The organism is Chengkuizengella sp. SCS-71B (assembly GCF_040100845.1).
Classification (GTDB): domain Bacteria; phylum Bacillota; class Bacilli; order Paenibacillales; family KCTC-33759; genus Chengkuizengella.
In genome coordinates this window covers 3,803,871-3,825,961 of sequence record NZ_JAZHSH010000001.1, presented here as the reverse complement: position 1 = coordinate 3,825,961, position 22,091 = coordinate 3,803,871, and the positions used below count along the sequence as shown (strand labels likewise).

At 34.3% G+C, this 22,091-nt stretch carries 13 protein-coding genes and 1 pseudogene; 7 read left to right on the top strand and 7 right to left on the bottom strand.

All coding sequences use genetic code 11. The features are described 5' to 3' along the window. Positions 1-9 precede the first annotated feature (9 nt). Entirely contained in the window at positions 10-798 is a 789-nt protein-coding gene (locus VQL36_RS18695) for an AraC family transcriptional regulator (protein WP_349250750.1), read from the bottom strand. Positions 799-1,026: 228 nt separating this feature from the next. On the opposite strand from VQL36_RS18695, the gene lysA reads away from it, so the two are divergent. Then, a complete protein-coding gene (gene lysA / locus VQL36_RS18690) occupies positions 1,027-2,334 on the top strand; it encodes a diaminopimelate decarboxylase (RefSeq protein ID WP_349250749.1) in 1,308 nt (435 codons plus the stop codon). Positions 2,335-2,378: 44 nt separating this feature from the next. Here lysA and VQL36_RS18685 read toward each other — a convergent pair whose 3' ends face one another. Continuing rightward, a complete protein-coding gene (locus VQL36_RS18685; RefSeq protein WP_349250748.1) occupies positions 2,379-3,245 on the bottom strand; it encodes a M23 family metallopeptidase in 867 nt (288 codons plus the stop codon). 139 nt (positions 3,246-3,384) lie between these two features. Between VQL36_RS18685 and VQL36_RS18680 the strand changes: the two genes are divergently transcribed. From VQL36_RS18680 to VQL36_RS18655, 6 genes and pseudogenes are all read left to right on the top strand, one after another. Beyond that, complete coding sequence (locus tag VQL36_RS18680) at positions 3,385-3,921, top strand: TlpA disulfide reductase family protein (RefSeq protein ID WP_349250747.1); 537 nt, start codon at positions 3,385-3,387, stop codon at positions 3,919-3,921. 569 nt (positions 3,922-4,490) lie between these two features. After that, positions 4,491-6,797, top strand: coding sequence for an S-layer homology domain-containing protein (locus VQL36_RS18675; protein WP_349250746.1), 2,307 nt, complete (start codon positions 4,491-4,493; stop codon positions 6,795-6,797). 1,169 nt (positions 6,798-7,966) lie between these two features. Continuing rightward, positions 7,967-8,788, top strand: a pseudogene (locus VQL36_RS18670) (RCC1 domain-containing protein); the annotation flags it as partial. 192 nt (positions 8,789-8,980) lie between these two features. After that, a complete protein-coding gene (locus VQL36_RS18665) occupies positions 8,981-10,648 on the top strand; it encodes a fibronectin type III domain-containing protein (protein WP_349251220.1) in 1,668 nt (555 codons plus the stop codon). A gap of 112 nt (positions 10,649-10,760) precedes the next feature. Continuing rightward, positions 10,761-13,805 (top strand): ATP-binding protein, encoded by a 3,045-nt coding sequence (locus tag VQL36_RS18660; protein WP_349250745.1) that lies wholly within the window; start codon positions 10,761-10,763, stop codon positions 13,803-13,805. 35 nt (positions 13,806-13,840) lie between these two features. Beyond that, positions 13,841-14,962: a response regulator gene (locus tag VQL36_RS18655; RefSeq protein WP_349251219.1), complete on the top strand. Its 1,122-nt coding sequence runs from the start codon at positions 13,841-13,843 to the stop codon at positions 14,960-14,962. Between the two features lie 172 nt (positions 14,963-15,134). Here VQL36_RS18655 and VQL36_RS18650 read toward each other — a convergent pair whose 3' ends face one another. From VQL36_RS18650 to VQL36_RS18630, 5 genes are all read right to left on the bottom strand, one after another. After that, positions 15,135-15,878 carry an aspartate/glutamate racemase family protein gene (locus tag VQL36_RS18650; RefSeq protein WP_349250744.1) on the bottom strand — a complete coding sequence of 248 codons (744 nt, stop codon included), beginning with the start codon at positions 15,876-15,878 and terminating at the stop codon, positions 15,135-15,137. A gap of 62 nt (positions 15,879-15,940) precedes the next feature. Continuing rightward, on the bottom strand, positions 15,941-17,008 hold the full coding sequence (locus VQL36_RS18645) for a C39 family peptidase (RefSeq protein ID WP_349250743.1): 1,068 nt from the start codon (positions 17,006-17,008) through the stop codon (positions 15,941-15,943). Between the two features lie 52 nt (positions 17,009-17,060). Beyond that, positions 17,061-18,902: an asparagine synthase (glutamine-hydrolyzing) gene (gene asnB, locus VQL36_RS18640; RefSeq protein WP_349250742.1), complete on the bottom strand. Its 1,842-nt coding sequence runs from the start codon at positions 18,900-18,902 to the stop codon at positions 17,061-17,063. Between the two features lie 64 nt (positions 18,903-18,966). Further along, a complete protein-coding gene (locus VQL36_RS18635; RefSeq protein ID WP_349250741.1) occupies positions 18,967-20,457 on the bottom strand; it encodes a UDP-N-acetylmuramoyl-L-alanyl-D-glutamate--2,6-diaminopimelate ligase in 1,491 nt (496 codons plus the stop codon). A 38-nt stretch (positions 20,458-20,495) separates the two neighbouring features. Then, positions 20,496-21,689 carry a carboxylate--amine ligase gene (locus VQL36_RS18630; protein ID WP_349250740.1) on the bottom strand — a complete coding sequence of 398 codons (1,194 nt, stop codon included), beginning with the start codon at positions 21,687-21,689 and terminating at the stop codon, positions 20,496-20,498. Between the last annotated feature and the right edge of the window lie 402 nt (positions 21,690-22,091).

The following is a 22,091-nucleotide window of genomic DNA, read 5'->3' as shown; positions in this document are numbered from 1 at the left end:
TATATCCATCTACTTTAGTGTCGAAGGATTATACCCTTTATATTTCTTGAACTGTTTACTAAAAAAATAAATATCCTCATAGCCAAGTGCATTGGCTACTTCCGTTACATTCATTCCTGTGTAATAGAGTAAATATTGCGCCCGTTCAATTCTTGATTCAATCATGTATTCTCGAACTGATTTTCCAATTAACTCTTTAAATTTTAAGGAAAAATATCTTGGAGAGATTTGAGCTCTATTTGCAAGTTCCTCTAATGAAAACCACTCGCTAGGATGCTCATGAATATAATTGGCTACTTCAAAAATAGATTCTTTTAAATGATGTTGTTTTTGTTGAGATTCATTTCCTGAATCTTGATCAGATCGCAATAGATGGATCATCAACTGTTTTAAAATGAGCTGTGCTTCTTCAATTGAATAATTCTGTTCATTCAACATTAGTCGTACGTAAGAGGTTAAGATCGTTTGAAAATCCATTTTGTTTTTTATGACTCGATATCTAATTGGTATTTGTTCAGGTTGTTCTTTCAATGAAAAGTGAATATAAGTGATGGTTAATGGGTTTTGCGGATCATGTGTTGCACTTGTAAAATCTCCTGGTTGAAACAAGAAACATGAGCCTCTAGAAACTTGGAAAGCTTGATCGTTCACAATGACTTCACCCTGACCATCCCAGACATAAAAAAGGTCATAGTGGGGAAGAGGTACATCGCGTTTTATCCATTTCCACGCTGGTTCACATGTGATCTTTGCAAAATATCTAGTGACTACAAATGAGTTTACATCAACTTGTAACATATTTTTATTCCACCTTATTAAAAATTTAAGGAAAAAACTCAGGTGTTTTATTTAAAATTCGTAAAATATCAAATTCATATTTTATCTTCCTATGTACTAAAATACAAATTTTTCATTAAACCTTACATTTGAATGAATTAAATTATTAAGTATATTATATAACAAAAATAAGTATAAAAATACAAATAAAAGAGTTTTAATAATCTGTATAATGAGGGAGAGGAAAAGATGGTATTAAGTGGAACGAGCAAAAGTAACGAGCAGGGACAGTTGGAAATTGGAGGGTGTAACGCAATTGATCTGGCAACACAGTATGGAACACCTTTGTACGTATATGATGAAAAATTGATTAGAGACAATATTCGTTCATTCATCAACGCTTTCAAAAAACATAATGTGAATTTTAATATAGCTTACGCAAGTAAAGCTTTTTGTAACATAGCCATTTGCCAAGTTATAAAAGAAGAGGGTTTAAGTATAGATGTTGTCTCGGCTGGAGAATTATACACGGCGTTGAGATCTGGTATTCCAGCTTCCCACATACATTTTCACGGAAATAATAAAACGCCAGAAGAAATTACAATGGCACTTCAAGCAAAAATAGGCTGTTATGTCGTTGATAATTTCTATGAATTAGATTTATTGAATAGCTTAGCTAAAAAACATAATCAAATTGTTTCTATTTTACTTCGAATTTCACCAGGGGTAAAGGCACACACACATCAATATATACAAACTGGTCAACAGGATTCGAAGTTTGGCTTTGATATGATCAGTGGTCAGGCTTTAGATGCAATTAACTTGTTAGATGAGAGAGAAAACCTTCATTTCTTAGGGTTTCACTGTCATTTAGGTTCACAGATTTTTGAAAAAGAGGGGTACCTTGTTACTCTGCAAAGGTTTTTTGATTTAATGGATAAAACAAAACATCAATTTGGTATGGATACGCAAGTGATTAATTTAGGCGGAGGATTTGGAATACGCTACACAGAAGAGGATAATCCTTTAAGGGTAGAAGAATATATTGATAGTATTGTGGAGGTTGTGAAGCGGGAATGTAATGATCGCCAAATGGATACTCTTCCTGAGATTTGGATTGAACCTGGCAGAAGTATCGTAGGAGAAGCAGGAACTACGCTTTATACCATAGGATCAGAAAAAGAAATTCCAGGGATCAAGAAATATGTAGCTGTTGATGGTGGAATGACAGATAACCTTAGACCAGCTTTGTATCAGGGAAAGTATAATGCATTCATTGCGAACAGAATGGATGATGAACCAATTGAAGTAGTGTCGATTGCAGGAAAGTGTTGTGAAAGTGGGGATATGTTAATTCATGACATTAAACTGCCAAAAGTGAAAAATGGAGAAATTTTAGCAGTGCCTTGCACAGGGGCTTATGGGTATGCGATGGCGAACAATTATAATCGTATTCCTAGACCCGCTATGGTTTTTGTGAAAGATGGTAGATCAGTACAAGTTGTAAAAAGAGAGACGTTAGAACAACTGATACAAAATGATCTTGATCTTACTTGAACATGATGAAACCCTTGTTTTGAGTCCAACGAGGGTTTTTGTGATTATTCCCAATTTTTAAGATATGGATAAGGATCTATTGAACTCCAGTTTGGCAGTGTATATATACCAAAATGTAGGTGGTTTTCAAATTTTCCTGATGTCCCTTTAGGACCGTAACCTGTACTTCCAACATAACCAATGATTTGTCCTCTTTTCACTTCGGCACCTATTCCCATACCATTAGCATAACCGGACATGTGAGCATAATAGAATATAGTAGAATCATCTACTTGAATAGCCAGCATCCAGCCACCATATTGGCTCCATCCATATTTAACTACCTTTCCATTTAATGCACTATAGATTGCTGTCCCCTTATTCGCCATAATATCTATCCCTTCATGACTGCGAGTTCCGGTTCCACTAGGATTATAGTTTCTCCCATCACCATAACTATTTACATAACTTTCATATGTACCTGCTTTTAGGGGAAACATACCATCTGCAAAAATGCTTTTTTTTCCAGATTCGACCTGATTGTTTGAATTTGAGTTGGAATTTGAGCTTGAACTTGGAATATAAATCGTTTGCCCGATGATTAAACTGTTAGGATTTGAAATTTGAGGATTGGCATCTATTAAAATTTGTGTCTTAATTCCTAGTCTTTGTGAGATAATCCACATCGTATCATTCGCTTTTACTGTATACTGATTGTTATCTTTTGAAACTATCAACGATTGCCCAGGAAAAATTTCATCCGAGGAGAGGTTATTTAATGATTTTAGTTCAGATACCGTAAGTGAATAACGATCTGCTATTTTCCACAAAACATCATCTGAATTTACTGTATATGCTGCAGCAAAAGAGTTACTTGCCATGGAAGCGCTTAAAATAAGCCCCAATAGTAATGATGTCATTTTTTTCCTCATGATGTCATCTCCTTGGTGTTATATAAACTATCATAGCTTATATAAAATATTAATAAAATGGACAAATGATGGAAAAAATACATTATATAGGGTTTGGAATATAAAAATATGCGTATAACTAAAGGAGAAATGAACATTGATGAGGAAATGGATCATTAGCGCACTCTTACTAAGCGTGGCCATCATAGGCATACTTGTTTTTAATGGAGAAGAGGAGGCTCGAAGTGTAGCATTAAGAAATAAAATGTTTGCAGAAATTGGAGGAGAGGCCCCAACATTTACTTTAAAAACGCTACAAAATAATGAGATTTACAAATTTGACAATGATTTGGATAAACCAATGATTATTAATTTTTGGGCATCATGGTGTGGTCCTTGTAAATTAGAAGCACCTGAGCTTGTGAAATTGTACGACAAGTATCAACCAGACATAGAAATTGTTGCAATAAATATTACCGCAGAGGACTCATTAAAAAGTGCCAAAAAATTTGCAGAAACATATGGATTCCAATTTCCTGTATTGATGGATGAAGATGCAGAGGTTTCTGATGCATATATTGTACAAGCCATTCCAACTACGTATTTTATTGATAAGGATGGGATGATTGTAGATAAAGTGCTTGGGTCAGTTGAACCTGAAGTATTAGAAAAAAAATTAAAAGGGTTGATTGATTAACAGATACACCTGGAATTACACAACTACATAGATAGAACCGCATTTTGAAGAACCTCTCTATAAAAAGAATAAATACACTATATTCTGTCCAATGATGAATAGGACAGTTTTTTGTTATGCATAGTAAAACAGCTATAAAAACGACTAAATTCAAGCTCACTTTACTAGAGTGTTTACTTCTATTTGCTATCCATTATAACCGAATCACTTCTCGCAGTTAATGTTGATCCTCCTCATTTGTTAAATAGATATTAAACTCCTCCATTACTTCATGAATAATAGCAGTAATTTTCCAATTATCAAACCAGACTTTTGAGAGTTTTTTGCGAGAAGTGCCATTTATAATTGTAATGTTCGCCAATTTCGAACTAAAGCGTAGTTAAATTCGCACTAATTGGGTGAAGCAGAAATCTATATTTTTCAATTCTACGGGGTGTATTTATCTTATCTTCAGAAATAGTTGGTTTGGAAAAAAAGGAGGGGGGATTTAGTCGAATATCAAAAACGCAGAGCAGAAGTCATATCAAATCATATTGTGGATTGAACAAGAATTAGGAGGAGAATAAAAAATGAAAAAAATCATATCAATATTACTGACATTTGCCATGTTTTTTTCAATGGTATCTTATATTTCAGCAGTGGATGAGTTAACAGTAGAAGAGAAATTTGATGTGTTGAGAGGAAAAGGTGTTTTTGATGGTTATGGTGATTGTTTACCTCATTTAGATGATGATATGTTACGTGAGCAAGCGGCGAAAGTAATTACGTTATTATTTATACTTAATCCGTCAGAACCCCCAGAAACAGGAACCTATTCGGATGTGAAAATCGAAGGGAACTGGGCATATCCCTATATCGAAGTAGGGACTGCTGCTGGAATTATTGATGGAATCGGAAAAGGTTTATTTGATCCTAAAAATAATGTAACCAAGGAACAATTTGCAAAATTATTGGTTGTAGGGTATGCGAAATACAAAGGTTTAGAAATTGATGAATCTGGCTATGTGGGTCCAAGTGTAAGTGGATGGGCGCAAAAATATGTAGCTCAAGCGTTAGAGTGGAAATTAATCAATGAACAAGAGGATTACAAAATCGATGGAGACCGTAATTTCTTAGTTGATTCTGCTTATGAAACATATATCGCACTTGATATCCAACCTAATTTAGAACTACCACATGTTGTTGATTATAAAGATGCAACAATGACAGGTGTCACTCTAATTTTTAGTGAAGATATTGAAGTAAATGATGATTATTTTAAAAACTACTTCCATACGTGTAATGCATACCCGGTTGATGAAAAAGATAAAGAACAAGGTGAGATTTCAATCGATGGGAATGAATTGAAGCTCACTTTTAAAGAAAATAAATTCCCAGAAGGTAAAGTATATATTTATATTAAAAAAGGATCTGTAAATGACTTAATGGGTGATTTAAATGATTTTATAGTAGTTGAAATTGAAGTGAAAAAGATTAAAGTCACTACTTCTCCTTCACGAACTACGCCAGAACCAGAACCAGAACCATCTGATCCAATCGAAAAACCAATATTAAATCCAAATAGCGATTATGTAAATGGAAATAACGTAAAGTTTTTGAATCATTCTTCCTTATTTGAGCAACAATCGCAACAATCTCCTGAATATGGTTCAACAACAATTAAAAATAATGATGATAATGATACAGTTCAGCTTGTGATAAGTACAGATGCAGACCCTACGGATGGGTTAGAGGGACTAGAAGATGAAGATGATAATAGAACAATCATCATTGAATCCAATGTATCTCCAGAAGGAGTAATTGCTCTTTCATATATGTACTTTGATATAACAGGCGAGGCTCCTTTATTTGAAGAATGTGGTGGACAACAACAATGTTCTTATAGTTTAGAAGATGTCTATTATGTTTACGCCATCGATGTTGAAGACCCTAATAATATTTCTGAAAAAGCAGATCATACCATTAGTGCAAATCTATTAGTGAATTCTGAAGATACTGTTTTTGTTTTTAATAAAGAGGTTATGGATTCATTCCCGTTCTCTTATTGGGAATATAGAGGGAATCCAAATCAAGATATAGAAATCATTTTGACTCACAACTCTGGTGAAGAAAAAACATCAAGTGTTGATCAATCTGTATGGATTGAAATTGATTTAAGAGGTTGGGCTGATGGCATATATGATATTTCTGTAAAAATCGGGGAGGATAAAACAATTCAAACAGATGAAAGTATAACAATAGATACCCAAGTAGCCCAACCCATTTTAAATGATAACGGTGATAATGTTACTGTTACTATTAATAATAGAACTTCATTATCCACAACAGTTGGGCTCGATGATTATTCAGAATATGGAGTAGATCTACTGTTATCTTCAGATGATGATCCAACTGACAGTCTCGGTTTAGAAAATCAGTATATTATAGCTTTAGATATAATAGAAGGTGGAAATTATACTATAGATTATAGTAGAGATGATTTATTTAAGGATAAAGTTGGTGAGGAGTACTACGTATATGCAATTGATGAAGCTGGAAACATTTCAGAGCCAGCAGATAAAACGATTTATGTAGATACTGTAGCACCAAATGACTTAAATAATGGAGTACCAATGGATGTCAATGATTCTGATTTGAATGATGTGTATTATGATGTAACAGAAAAAAAATTAGTATTTAAAAATTTAGAAAACAATGTAAAAGAAGTTGAAGTGACAAATTCAGGGACTACCCTTAAGAAAGATGTCAATTCAAATGAAGTAGAGTTTGATTTTAGCAATGCAATTGATCCAAATGCTACTGTTGTATTAATTGATTCTGTAGGGAACGAGTCAGGAGAAACAGAATTAACAATCACTCCAATAGTTATTCCTTGATGTTTCTGATCTGATTACATTTGTTAGATTACAGGAATTAATAAATGGCTTCGGTTTTGAACGTATTGAATCGAGGTCATTTTTTTCAATATGAGGTGATCGAGTGAAAACTCTTTATAATAAATTATTCAAAAAGAATAATGTTGGAATAACAATAACGTTGTTGGAGAAAGTACTGATTACGGTATCAGTAATAATGGTTCAATTAGTTTATTCATTCAAAATTGGTAAACAGGTCTATGCTCATCATAATGTCTTACACAGTACAATATCATTTCTATAGAACTTGTTAACGATGATATTGGTAGTTGATATTCCTATCAGAAACTGTACTTTTTATGTGTTATTTAATTAATTATTGGTAGGAATAATTGAGATTAAAACTAACGGTAAGTGGGGATTTATCGAGTTTAATAAAATAACATTAGCTATATGTTTGAAGTGTAAATTTTAATAGTTAATAATAGACCAGCTTTTTTAATTAAGAATAAAGTTTATGGACATTTCGGAGACAATTTGAAATCATGCAATCTATCGTTTGGAACTATTAAAAGCTTCATTTGTTTAATTTTATGGAGACATTAGATTTGATCTAATTGTCTTTTTTTTCATGCCATGAATCCATCATAAAAAACAAATACAATAAATCATGTTATACAAAATTTCATGAGACTAAGAGGTTCAAAAACCAGACTTTTGAGAGTTTTTTGCGAGAACCGTTATTTATAATTTGAATGTTCGTCAATTTTGAATAAAGCTTTGCTAAATTCAAACTACAAGGCGAAGAAACCTATATTTTTCAATTTCATTGGGTGAGATTGCTTTACCTCATTCATTTGTATTCAGAATAGGAGGGAGGGAAGTAATAGACAGAAAAAAAAGTTGAAATGGTATTGTAATTTTTTTGAACAGAATGATCCGTATTGTGAAGGGAGAAAGAACAAGTGAAAAATCCGTTTTATAAAATGATATCACTTTTTTTAGTCATGGTCTTATGTATTCAACCTGTATTTCAACAACAGATGCATGTAATGGCAAATGGGGGTGAGGGTGTAATAAATGAAGAATTCACAACACCATTCAATTTAGGCGGGGATCAACTCGATAACTCTAGTAAAAACCCAAATTTAAGCAATTTAAGTAATTTAACAGTAAGTGCTGGTATCTTGATGTTTGCTCCAAATCAAACCGAATTAGTACCAACACTTATTGCAGTAGGATCTAATCATACCGTAGGTTTAAAATCAGACGGAACAGTGGTAGCCGTAGGAAGTAACGATTATGGACAGATGAATGTGTCTAGATGGACAGATATCGAGCAGGTAGCAGCAAGAGGTTATCATACCGTAGGCTTGAAATCAGACGGAACAGTGGTAGCCGTAGGAAGTAACGATGTTGGACAGACGAATGTGTCTGGATGGACAGATATCGAGCAGGTAGCAGCAGGATCTAATCATACCGTAGGTTTAAAATCAGACGGAACAGTGGTAGCCGTAGGATTTAACTTTTATGGACAGACGAATGTGTCTGGATGGACAGATATCGAGCAGGTAGCAGCAGGATATGCTCATACCGTAGGTTTAAAATCAGACGGAACAGTGGTAGCCGTAGGAAGTAACGATGTTGGACAGACGAATGTGTCTGGATGGACAGATATCGAGCAGGTAGCAGCAGGATCTAATCATACCGTAGGCTTGAAATCAGACGGAACAGTGGTAGCCGTAGGAAGTAACGATGTTGGACAGACGAATGTGTCTGGATGGACAGATATCGAGCAGGTAGCAGCAGGATCTTATTATACAGTAGGTTTAAAATCAGACGGAACAGTGGTAGCCGTAGGAGATAGAAAGTATGGACAGACGGATGTGTCTAGATGGACAGATATCGAGCAGGTAGCAGCAGGATATGCTCATACAGTAGGTATAAAATCGGACGGAACAGTGGTAGGTGTAGGAAGTAACATTTCTGGAGAGACGAATGTGGGCACATGGATTTTATACGATAAGGTAGTCACGGAGTTAGAAAATGCAGTGAAGGAAGATTTAGCAGAAAAAGAAAATCTTATAAAAGCTGAAGAAGCATTAAAGAAAGCAGAAAACACATTGTCAGCCCTTTCTGATAGTGAGGATAAAACAGCATTAGAAGAAAGAGTATCAAAGGCAAGAGCAATAATTGAAGCTTTCATGAATGCAAACTTAAGTGACTTAACCGTAAGTAAAGGCACATTAAACCCATCATTCGATCCGGAAAAAATAGATTATGAAGTATCTGTAGCCAACGATATAACATCCATTACAGTTACACCAACAACAGAACATGAAAAAGCAAACGCAACGATAGAGGGAAGTCCAAGTGATCTAAAAGTGGGTGACAATACGATCAAAGTCATCGTCACCGCAGAAGATGGAACAACAACGAAAGAATACACCCTTATAGTCACAAGAGAAAAAACAGTCCCATCTGCTCCAACCAATGTCACAGTAATAGGCGGAAAAGGTGAGATTGAGGTTAAATTTACAACTCCTGCCGATAATGGAGGAAGTGAAATCACTGGATATAAGGTGACATCCTCATCTGGAATCACGAAAACAGGAACAGAAAGTCCGATTATCGTAGATGATCTTGAGGATGGAACGGAATATAGCTTTACTGTAATAGCTATGAATAGTGAGGGCAGCAGTGAAGCATCCGTCGAGGTCTCTGCCATCACCGTACCAGCAGAGCCTGGGGTCATAAACGTGATGGAAGGCAACAAGCAAGTAAACCTAACGTGGGCTGAGATCAAAGGTGCGACACAATATAAAGTATACCAAAGCACCACATCTGGCAATTATGGCGAAGCGATGGGCACAGTAAGCAGTCCATTATATGATGTGAAAAACCTAACGAATGGCACCGGTTATTTCTTTGTGGTGACAGCGATCAATGAAAGTGGAGAGAGTGATGAGTCGGAGGAAGTGAATGCTACACCGAAAACCGTTCCAACGGCTCCTACCAATATCACAGCAACAGCAGGGAAAAATGGGAAAGTGACCGTTCAATTTACACCGCCAACAGATGATGGAGGAAGTGAAATAACCGGTTATGAAGTCTCAGCTTTACCTGGGAACATCAAGGAGATTGGAACAGAGAGCCCGATGACCATTACCGGTCTTTCTAATGGCACGAATTACTCCTTTACGGTCAAAGCCATCAATAGCGTAGGTAAAAGTGAAGCTTCAGAGGAGTCGAATGCTGTGAGTCCACGGTCAACTTCTAGTGGAGGAAGTAACAACGGTGGTAGCAACGATGACAATACTAAGGATGAAGCGGAAGAAGAAATAACCACTGAAAAAGAATTAACGACAGAAGAAAAGTTTGAAGTATTAAAAGCATTAGATATCTTTAGTGGTTATTCAGATGGTTTACCGCATCTAGAAGATCAAATGACAAGAGAACAAGCAGCTAAAATTATTGTTTTACTATTTGGATTGGATCTAACAGACTCCGCCCAAGATGCTCACTTTACAGATGTTAACAAAGAACGTTGGTCCTATAAATATATCGAAGCAGCATCCAAAGCAGGTATTACAAATGGAGTAGGCAACGGTCAATTTAACCCAACTGGAAATATCACTTATGAACAGGTTATTAAAATGTTGGTAGAAGGATATGCTTCTGTGAAAGGATTAGAAATAGACGAGGCTGGACAAGAGAATACTGGGTATGTAAGTGACTGGGCTGAGAAATATGTGGTTGCAGCGATACAGTGGGAGTTTATAGAAGATCGAGAGAATTATAGGTTGAACGCAACACGTGAATTCTTAGTTGAAATAGCATACACCATGGTTCAAATCCTTCATGAAAAGTAACTTAGTGATTTTGGGAAAATGCATTAAAGCTTAAAAACTATAATATATATTAAGATTAATAGAGTATAATTCTATTTATGTTAAAAATGATTAGGATATTGTGAGGTATTACATGAAAACTAAATTAGCGGCTGTACTGCTACTATTATTAATAGCATTAACCATCTTCGGAGTGTTGACTCTGCTTATATCTCCACCTAACCAAGATACTCCTACTGCAGAAAATGGGGTATTGAACTTATCAGAATGGGATTTTAAAGAGGACGGGAATATACCCCTTGTTGGAGAATGGGAGTTTTATCCCTATCAATTATTAGAGCCTATTGATTTTGATGAAAGCAAGCAAGGTGAGTTAAAACCTTATATTGTTCCTGTTCCTGAGCCGTATTGGACAAGTTATGATCTTGATGGTGAAACCATGGATGCCATTGGGGTAGCAACCTATCGAGTAAAAATCAAAATGGAAGGAAATAGTCAGACATTTGGTATCAAAACTGACATATTACATGGAACTAAGTTATTTGTGAATGGAGAATTAATAGCTGACAATCCCATATCCTCGCCTCGTTTACCGTACGTTCGTTATGCCACAATGAATAGTGGTGTCAATGAAATTATTTTGCAGGTGGAAAATAAAGCTTTTGCGCTTGGTGGTGGTATCTATATCTCCTTAAAATTTGGGACTCAGGAGCAAATATCAAGCCTGCGTGATTCCTTAGTGATGAATAATTGGATTACGATTAGTATTTTTCTAATTATGGGGCTTTATTTCATTGGATTGTATGGTCAATGGAACAACGATATCTTCTTGCTTTTCTTCTCAATATATTGCTTAGCAATGGGGGTATATTACGCTGTTAATGGTGAAGCCGTATGGTTCATGGTCTTTCCTGATACTCCAATATGGCTCATGCCCAGACTTCGATATGTAAGCTATATGGCTGCACATCTATCATTAATATTGTATATCTATACTTATTTTAAACATGTATCATCAAAGAGGTTGGTGTGGTTTGTCGTTGCAGTAGGTGTAGCTATTATCATTTATGAAATATTGTTCCCGAGAAATATTCCGTCATGGATGCTTATCGTTACTTATGTGTATATGTTTATTTCTATGATGTATGCAACGTATGTCATGTGCTTAGCGTTTTTACAGAAGATGGAAGGTGCAGTATACTTGATTGTTGGCTCAGTGGCAATGAGTATACCTATGTTAAAGCAGTATTTCTTAGTAACCGTAGGGGTAGAAAATTTCATCTTGTCATTTCCTTTTGAGCCGTTTGTTTTATTGTTAATGTTTGCTTTATTAATGTCTTTGCGTTATTCAAATGCGTTCAAAAGAAATACGCAATTATCGGAAGAACTATTGAAAGTTGATCAAGTAAAGGATGAATTTTTAGCGAAAACGTCTCATGAGTTAAGAACACCACTGCACGGTATTATTAATATTTCTTCCTTTTTGCTTGAAGAAGAAAAAGGGAGAATGTCAAAGAAATATAACGAGAATCTTTCGCTCATTCATGATACTTCGCTCAAGCTTTCCAATCTAGTGAACGATTTAATTGATGTTACTCGCTTGAGAAATGGAGAATTCAGGTTACAATCCACTACAGTGGATCTCAAAGTATCTACTCAAATCGTACTTGATGTACTTGCTTTTGAGATCAAAGGGAAACCTATTCAGTTGATAAGCAACATAAAGGATTCTGTCTTCGTAGTAGCGGATGAAAATAGACTGCGTCAAATTTTATATAATTTGATTTATAATGCGATTAAACATACAGAGCATGGGGAAATCATCATTACTTCCAAACCAGTAGATAATAAGGTGTATTTGTATGTCGAGGATACAGGGATCGGAATACCCGAAGAGAAACAAGAAGAGGTCTTTGGTTATTTTGAACAGTTGGATCAGCTTTCTCCGCAGGATGGTTATCAAAGTATGGGATTAGGATTATATATTAGTAGACAGCTCATTAACAAAATGAATGGCGAGATCAGGGTGGATTGGTCTGAAGTTGGACAAGGAACGAGAGTGGCTTTTACTTTGCCTAAAGCGGAGTATTCAGAACAAAAAGGTAGTGAAGATACACGGGCACAACCCCATATTTCTTCGAACTCTAGCCCACTACCACAACATGATTTTGATAGTGTACAAGCGTATGATCAAACGATTCTCATCGTAGATGATGAATCTACCAACATCCAAGTCTTATTGAATCTATTATCTAAACAGGGGTATAACGTCATCACTGCATTTTCTGGGAAAGAAGCCTTAAGGAAGATGGAAAAATATCATGACATTGACCTTGCCATATTGGATGTAATGATGCCTGTTATGTCCGGGATCGAGCTGTGTCGAGCCATTCGGGAGACGCATTCCTTGCTAGAATTACCAATCTTATTTGCAACGGCAAAGGATCGATCAGAAGATATTGAATTAGGGTTTAAAGCTGGAGCGAATGACTATATTACCAAACCGTTTGATAGTCATACGATTTTAGCTAGAATTCAAACGCTGCTTTCAATGAAAACCTCGATGGAAGAAGCTTTTCATAATGAAATGGCCTTTTTGCAGGCGCAAATTAAACCGCATTTTTTATATAATGCGATGAGTAATATTATTTCTTGTTGTTACACAGATGGGCATAAGGCAGCTCGCTTGTTAAATCATTTAAGTCAATATTTAAGAGTGATTTATAGTACGAATCATAAAACGATGTTTATTCCTCTGCATAGAGAAATGGATTTAATAAAAGCGTATGTTGAAATTGAAAAAGCTAGATTTGATCGTTTTGATTTTAGTTATCAAATGGCTGAAGGTCTCGAAGACGTTATTGTTCCATCTCTGTGTATCCAACCTTTTGTAGAAAATGCGATCCGCCATGGTCTTTTTAAGAAAAAAGGGAAAGGTCAGGTGACCTTAACCATTCTTGAAAAAGAGGAAAGTATTGAAGTAGTCATAGAAGATAATGGTGTGGGGATGCGAGATGATATTCTTAAACAGTTTGAACAAGGTGAAATAAACAACTCTGGAATTGGGATGACAAATATAAAGAAACGATTAGAATCGATTTCAGAGTCATTCATTAAGGTGAATTCAGTAATAGACCAAGGTTCGAAGGTGACATTGCGGTTACCTAAAATGATATAAGAGTGATGATCTAAGGAGTGACTATTTTGCTGAAAGTGATGATTGTAGAAGATGAACAACTGATTCTAAATTTAATGAAGATTGTTATTGAAAGAAATAAGCAATTAACCATTGTAGGCTGTTTTACTAATCCTCTACAAGCATTAGCTGAGTTGCCATCATTAAAACCAGATGTTGCTTTTCTGGATATTGAGATGCCAGAAATGATGGGTTTGGAATTAGCAGAAAAAGTACTTGAAGCAGATGAGGATATTCAAATTGTTTTTACAACTGCTTATGAACAGTATGCTATAGAGGCCTTTAAAGTCCCAGCGGTTGATTATATTCTAAAACCTATAACACCAGAGGAGATTGAACGTGTAACAAATCGTTTATTGAAAAATCATAACCATATGCGTGTAATAAAAGATAAAACATCACAAAATCAGAAAGAATCCATTTTTTGCTTAGGGACATTTGAGATTAGAAATGAGAAACAAGTAGTTATAAAATTTCCTACTAGAAAAACAGAGGAGCTTTTAGCCTATTTTCTTATTCATCCTAATCAAGTCGTTAGTAAGTGGAGATTAACCGAATTGTTATGGGCAGACATAGATGGTCATCGTTCGATCCAAAATTTGTATAATACGATTTACCGATTAAAAAAAACCTTGAAAGAACATAGTAAATGGATCACTTTAAAAAAGGTTAATGAAGGTTATATGTTAGACATGTCAAACGTTAAAAGTGATGTTGATGAATTTCGAGAATACTTACAATATCATTCTGCTTCTGCTATATCGGAAGAAAACTTGGTTGAAAGTGAACGAGTATTTAAGTTATACAAAGGTCCTTTATTTGGATTGAAGGATTATATATGGAAAATAGGTTTGGAGGAACAATTAGAGAAACAATACAGTTCATTAACGCGGCAGATTGCACATTATTATTATAGTAAAGGAGAGTTCGATGAGGCAGAGAAGATATTAAAAACATTTCTATCCCTATATCCTCTACACGATAAACTCAATCTAATGTTATTAAAGCTGTATTCGTCGGATCTTGATGAACTGAATCGTCTTAGAAGTTATTATGATGATTACGTTAAATTATTAAAAAAGGAACTAGGTGCAACCCCTCCATTAGAAACTCAGCATTTTATGCGACGGTTTAAATAAAACAATTTCTCATATCACCTTCACTATCTATGTCTTGAAACGCACATTTAATATCGAATATTTCTTCAACATAGATTTATCATCATAAATTTATGAAAGTAAAGTAGAATAGACGCCTATGGGCGCCTATATTTTAAGTATAAATAAAATAATAAATAATTATCTTCATTCTTTAGATGATCGCAGCGTTTGATTTATTTTGTTGCAAACTCTTCAATTGTTTTCCAGATAACTCTATAGATCTTTCTACAAGCACGTCCATTGCATCAATACAGTAACTTTGAATTTCTTCACTTAATTTTATGCAAGAAAACTCAGTACATGCTAAGATCACACAGCTGCAATTTTGTTTAAATATAAAGTCATGGATGATAGCTTCGATCTCATTTGTATCCGCTGTTAAGTCATTTTTTATATCGTTATAGATGATCTTCATGATTTGATCTTGCAGGGTTTGATTTGGCACACTTAAGTCTATGTTGAATTTTGTTGCGCTTTTATCATAGATTCCACTGCTTATGGTTCCACTTGTAGCCATAATTCCAACCTTGCAATTCGCACCATAAGTTTCAACTATTTTTTTAACTGTTTCATCTACCATATGGATAATATCTATATCGGTCATTTTTTGAAGGTCTTCATAGAAATAGTGTGAAGTATTACAGGGTATAGCTATATGATCAACCTTGGCTGCTTCAAGCAGTTCTATATCTTTTTTTATGGCTGTAATAAACATTTTCTCATTTTTCTCTAATATCACAGAAGTTCGATCTGGGATAGTAGCATGATTTAGGATGACCATATCAATATGATCTTGGTCTTTATGTGCTTCTGTCTTTTCAACTACTTTATCAAAAAAAACGGATGTTGCCTTCGGTCCCATACCACCGATTACACCTAAGATTTTATGTTCCATAAATTCACCCTACTTTAGTTTACAGTTTTTCATTGACTTGTATGAATTTAATATCGTGTGGCTTATAATGCATCACCTTTAGTAACCATCATAGCATGACTTCCTAAAGAATAGTAACTGTCAAAAAATGTATTAGCATCATACATAACTTCACCTTTTAGAGGATCCATTACATGTACATTGTTTTGATCATATCCGTGTAATACCATGACATGCAAATTGGATGGGGCTAAAAAATATTCTCCAGAATCATAAAAATACCATGCAATATCTAATTTAGGTTTCTTAAGATCTATAGTTGCCCATACCATAATAGGGATTCCATTATTAAGTTGCTCTATTATGTCTTCTCTTGAGCTTCCAGTTAAATCAAAAGCTTTGTAATTGCCATCAACGTCATCAAAATAGCGATCGGCTGCTTGAATAATAGGAGGAGTATATGAAAAAAGACCAGCTCTTAGTTTTCTTGGATTACCAGCATATGCTTTATATGGATTCGGACCATATAGTACGTTGTTCTTTCTTATTAATTGCTCTTGGGGTAAGTAATTATCTGCCATCTCCGTTTTAGTAACTTCATAATCAAAGAAATGAAGGACAGAGGTCAGTGCAGTAATTTCACAGCCTTGAGGCAATTCAGGAAGCTGTAAGATAGGCTTAAATGGTAAAAATAATTCCGTGATTTTTATGTGCCCCTCTTCTATGACTTCTGTACCTTTTACAAAATCAAACATGTCATTTTTAAATGTCAAGTTCTGTTGTTCATTATTAATAATCAGATCATATTCTTGACTGTTTAAGACATATGGAATCATAATTTTATCTTGTCTAATCGTATAACGTTTACCAAAATCAAACATGGTTGACGTAGCTCTGCCCATTTTATCTGTTACTAACATTTCAACTATGGCTCCATTTTCGTTTATTACCATATGTACCGTATTTTGAATAGGAGATCCAGAGTTGCTATCAATATTTAAAATAGATATGCTGCCTTTTTTCTCACTACTATTGTCTATTTCAACATGGTTTGTCGCCTCATTTTTTATTAATTCAGAAGTGTTTGGAAAGAAAAAGACAGTTGAAGTGAGCATAAATATTGCTGCAACTTGTTTTAATATATTGATCATAATCTCCTCCTAGTACAAGCCAAGAACATTTGATACTTAAGTTATGAAAGGTTCATGTGAAGAACTCTTTGTACCATATAAGAAATACGTAAACCGTCCATATATATCTTGCATAGTTGTGTTTCTCTTCATAATGGTCATTAAGATATCTCATAAGTTCATCTGTATTAAAAAATTGCTCTGCTATATCTGATTGAAACATTTCTTTTACGATATTGTAGTACTTTTCTTCTCTTAACCAATATCGAATGGGTACAGGAAAGCCAACCTTTGGGCGGTTTGCCCATTCTTCAGGCAGTGATTCCTTTGCTGCTGTTCTTAGTGCATGTTTTGTATTTAATTCATTTACACGTTGGTCTGCAGGAAGTTCTGAAGCTAGCTCCATAACAACTTTATCTAAGAATGGAACTCGCAGCTCAATGGAATGGGCTGAGCTCATTTTGTCCGCTTTTAGTAAAATATCTCCTGGCAGCCATAACTTCAGATCCACATATTGCATTTTTGTAAGATTATCTTTGTCATTTACTTTATCATAAACTTGTTTAGTAATGTCTAGGATAGAAGGACTGTTTTTGTAATCCTCTTTTAGAACTTTCAAAGCATCTTTTTCCTCAAAAACCTTGGCTTGACCAATAAATTTTTCTTCTACTTTTTGCCCACCTTTTTCTAAAAAAGCAGTGATTCTATTTCTAGGAAGTTTTTGACTTATTTTTGAGACTGGGCGTCGAATAGTTAAAGGGAGTTTTTCATATTTACGCATAGCAGGTGTTGCTTGATACCATGCGTAACCACCAAAAATTTCATCAGCACCCTCCCCAGATAACACTACAGTTACATGTTTACTTGCTAATTCAGCTAAAAAATATAAGGGAACAGATGAGGGATTAGACTGTGGTTCATCCATGTGATACTGGATGGTTGGCAGCATTTTAAAACATTCATCTGCATTAATTATTTTTTTATGATTTTCAATGTGTAAAATATCAGATAAATCCTTTGCTAGATTGGTTTCATTAAAAATTCCCTCATGATCTTGGAAGCCAACAGAGAACGTTTTATTCGGATTTAATAGGGATGTAATATAACTTGAATCGACCCCACCTGATAAAAAAGAACCTACTTTCACATCACTAATTTTATGGTATTTAACTGATTCTTCTAATGTTTTTTTGATTTGCTCAACGTAATAATTCAAGCTATTTTCTTTCTCAGAAAAATTGGCATCCCAGAACGGATTGATTTCAATTTCTCCTTTTTTATATAACATATAATGACCAGGTTTCAGTTTATATATCCCTTTGAAAAATGTTTCATCCATAACAGAATATTGGAAGGTAAGATAAGGTTTTAGAGCATCCTTATTCATTTCCTTTTTATAACTTGGATGTTTTAAAATGGATTTAATTTCTGAGCCAAATATAAAGGAATGATCTGATGTATTTTGAGTATAATACAAAGGTTTGATCCCAAAAAAATCTCTTGCTAGGAACATTGTTTCTTTTTTGGAATCCCAAATAGCAAATGCAAACATGCCTCTTAATTTCTGTAAAATATCAACGCCATATTCTTCATAACCATGAAGAATAACCTCACTATCTGTTTTACTAATAAATTCATGTCCTTTTTTGATGAGATCATCACGTAACTCTTGATAATTATAAATTTCGCCGTTAAAGATAAGAATACAGCTCTCATCTTCATTGTACATAGGCTGATTTCCTTCTTCCACCAAATCTATGATCATCAAACGCCTGAATCCAAAGGTCACTTTTTCATCAGAAAAGACCCCGCCACTGTCAGGGCCTCTATGAACAATAGTATTCATCATATCCTGGATTGTTTTTGTTTTATCAATAGGTAAACTTGTATCTGCAAAGCCAACAAAACCACACATAGAGTAATCACCTTTCGTTGTTTTTAAATCTAAATATATCGCTACGATCTTGGTTACGGGGTAGTTATATTTCTAATAATCGATTCTTACTTCTCAGAACTTCTTCTACGATCTCAGCCTCATTAAAAGGTATTTCAGTTTTTCCTATTACTTGAGTTGTTTCATGTCCCTTTCCAGCAATCAAAATAATGTCGTCTTTTTCACTGATATCGATAGCATATTTTATGGCTTCTTTTCGATCAACTACTGCATCATAAGTATCTGTTCCACTTTCTTCTTCAATGGCTTGGACAATTTCTTGGATGATTAAATCAGGATCCTGATCCTTAGGGTTGTCTGATGTAACAATAGAGAAGTCTGCATATTTTGCAGCGACTTTTCCCATTGATCTTCTTTTATCAGTACCTGATTCTCCAGCATCTGCATATACTCCAAACACAACGATGATTCTACCCTTAGCATGTTGTTTTAAAGTAAGTATTGCATTTTTTAATGCATCTTCAGTATGGGCAAAATCAATCACAATTTTATAATTATTTTTTTGATATGCAATTTCAAATCTACCTTTAATTCCTTCTAGTTTCTGAATACCTTCTTTAATCATTTCTAAAGGTAATTCATTACTGTAAGCACAAGCGATAGCGGCTAAACTATTATACACATAAATGACCCCGGGTAAGTTCACTGTGATTTCAATGCTGCCTTTAGGGGTATGTACCAAATAGGTTGAGCCATTTGCTGAATACTTGATATTTGAAGCATAAATATCAGCGTCATTCTCTAAACCATAAGTAAGTAACTTCGCATCATACTTTTGTACTTTTTGGATTAATCTTTTACCGTATTCATCATCTATATTGATGATATTATATTCTTTGGCAAGCTCGAATAATTTTGCTTTCGCTTGATAATATTCTTCCATATCATGATGCAATTCTAGATGATCTGGGGATAGATTTGTAAAAATAGCAGTATTAAAATGACTGTAAGCCACTCGATTTAAATTTAAAGCATGTGATGATACTTCCATAATGCAATGATCTGTTTCTGATTTTATCATTTTAGAGAAGATTTGCTGTAAATTCAGTGATTCTGGTGTCGTATTTTTATTTTTTTCAACTTTATTATTGATCATAGTTCCAATCGTTCCAATTAGGCCCACAGAACGCCCTGCATGTTCAAATATAGATTTTAAAAAGTAGGAGATTGAGGTTTTGCCATTCGTACCAGTAATCCCTACAATATTTAGTTTTTCAGTTGGACGATGATAAAAGTTTGATGATATTCTAGCTAATGCTGTTCTAGAGTTTTCCACTTTTAATACAGTGATATTCCCTTTAATTTGCATATCTTTTTCAACAATAATTGCGGTTGCTCCCATATCAATTGCTTTTTGAATAAAGATATGACCGTCCACTTCGAATCCAGAAATAGCTACAAATATACTATTTTCTATCACTTCTCTAGAGTCGTAAGCGATAGCGTTAATTTCTATATCGGTATTTCCCTTAATTTTAACATAATTAAGGTCTTGAAGTACTGAGGATAATAGCATAAGACCAACTCCATATCTTAGATCAAAGTTTAAATGATTTATTTTTTAGAGTGAAGTAAACGTTTGAATATTTTTGATGTGATCATACCAGCATTGGAGAATGCAGGAATAGGATCTTTCCAATCCCATATGGCATATGCCTTAGGTTTAAACAACAAAGATTTTAAAATGCTTTTGAAGGACAGTTGTTTAGTTCTTATATAATCTCTTATAGCATACATGTCTTCATACCCACACCAAAATCGTACATCAGTATCTACTTCGATCGCTTTAGGGGTAACAGGTGATCCAGTAAGATCTTGATAAGTGATGTGAGGAATATTCACGCCGACTTTGTATAACAATTGATTTATATTTGTGATTCGAACGTTGATTTCGATTAAATAGTATTGTCCGGTTTCAGCATCTTTCTTAAACTCGATTTCAGCAAACCCTTTATATCCAATCTCTTCAAAAAACTTAGTTCCAATTTCATGAAGCTCTGGCACATATTTCTGCCCTGTGTAAACTGAAGCGCCAAAATTGATTGGATATTGACGGTATTTCTGACAAGTTAACCAGTGAGTTACTTTTGAATCTTGGTTTAAATACGCATCATACGTATACATGTGGTCGTCAAAACCAGGGATGATTCTTTGCACGATGACTTCTAAGTTTGCATTTTTTGCTCTATCAAGGGATGCTTCTAATTCTTCTTTATTATGGACTTTAAATAACTTTTTTCTAAACTTTGCTACAAAAGTAGGGGAATCAACTGGTTTCACTAAACAAGGGTATTTAATGATATTCTCGACCTTATCCATAAAGTTTTCCTCATTCACTCTCACTGTCTCAGGAACTTTCACACCTTTATCTTGTGCAATTTGATGCAGCGTTTCTTTATTCATAAGTTTCGAATAAAGTCCTGCTTCAGTTTGTGGAATAAGGTAACACTTTTTAAGCTCCTCTAAATGTTCGTCAATGATTTCAACGTAGGAATCATGACAAGGGATAAGAACGGGTGGACTGTTTTGTTCACGAGCATAATTAATTAAGAATCGAATGAATTTTTTTGTTTCTTTTTTATAGTGTGGAGCAATTAACCTTTCCGAGCAATGTTTGGATTTAGCACCATAAGCACCTTTTTCTGAATAATCTACTGCAACTGTATGTATGCCATGAACACCTAAGCAACGTATTGTGCTTAAACCTATATAATAATTGCATCCTAAAATGATTGCTTTATTAGTCATATCTTCACCTCAAATATCTATATAAGATCTAAATAAAATCATTAAATAATATATTGTATCTCTGAAAATGAGTAAAGTATAGTAGTCTTGTAATATATTGATCTTTACATAGATACGATGGAGTTGCAAGAGTTTTTAATATGAAAAAAGTGTATATTTCTATTATTTCATTGCTTGTTCTTTGTATACACTTTAACGAATCATTCTTAAACGATTGATTATTATATAACATATAGTAATGTCTTTTCAGAAAACGAAGAATTATATTTCTAGAAGTTAACAAGTCAAGAAAGTGAGTTGAAATCATCATTTATGGAAAAAGTATTACAGAGCAATAAAATATAGTTAATGAAAAAAATTTTACAAACAAGATTGATTTATAACTAAAAATGAGTATAATAA

Bases quoted from the DNA above. Each gene is read 5' to 3' on its own strand.
- VQL36_RS18635 (WP_349250741.1), bottom strand. From the start codon at position 20,457: ATGCTATTATCCTCAGTACTTCAAGACCTTAATTATGTTAAAATTAAG.
- VQL36_RS18630 (WP_349250740.1), bottom strand. From the start codon at position 21,689: ATGACTAATAAAGCAATCATTTTAGGATGCAATTATTATATAGGTTTA.
- VQL36_RS18675 (WP_349250746.1), top strand. From the start codon at position 4,491: ATGAAAAAAATCATATCAATATTACTGACATTTGCCATGTTTTTTTCA.
- lysA (WP_349250749.1), top strand. From the start codon at position 1,027: ATGGTATTAAGTGGAACGAGCAAAAGTAACGAGCAGGGACAGTTGGAA.
- VQL36_RS18680 (WP_349250747.1), top strand. From the start codon at position 3,385: ATGAGGAAATGGATCATTAGCGCACTCTTACTAAGCGTGGCCATCATA.
- VQL36_RS18645 (WP_349250743.1), bottom strand. From the start codon at position 17,008: ATGATCAATATATTAAAACAAGTTGCAGCAATATTTATGCTCACTTCA.
- VQL36_RS18665 (WP_349251220.1), top strand. From the start codon at position 8,981: ATGAATGCAAACTTAAGTGACTTAACCGTAAGTAAAGGCACATTAAAC.
- VQL36_RS18660 (WP_349250745.1), top strand. From the start codon at position 10,761: ATGAAAACTAAATTAGCGGCTGTACTGCTACTATTATTAATAGCATTA.
- asnB (WP_349250742.1), bottom strand. From the start codon at position 18,902: ATGTGTGGTTTTGTTGGCTTTGCAGATACAAGTTTACCTATTGATAAA.
- VQL36_RS18650 (WP_349250744.1), bottom strand. From the start codon at position 15,878: ATGGAACATAAAATCTTAGGTGTAATCGGTGGTATGGGACCGAAGGCA.
- VQL36_RS18695 (WP_349250750.1), bottom strand. From the start codon at position 798: ATGTTACAAGTTGATGTAAACTCATTTGTAGTCACTAGATATTTTGCA.
- VQL36_RS18685 (WP_349250748.1), bottom strand. From the start codon at position 3,245: ATGAGGAAAAAAATGACATCATTACTATTGGGGCTTATTTTAAGCGCT.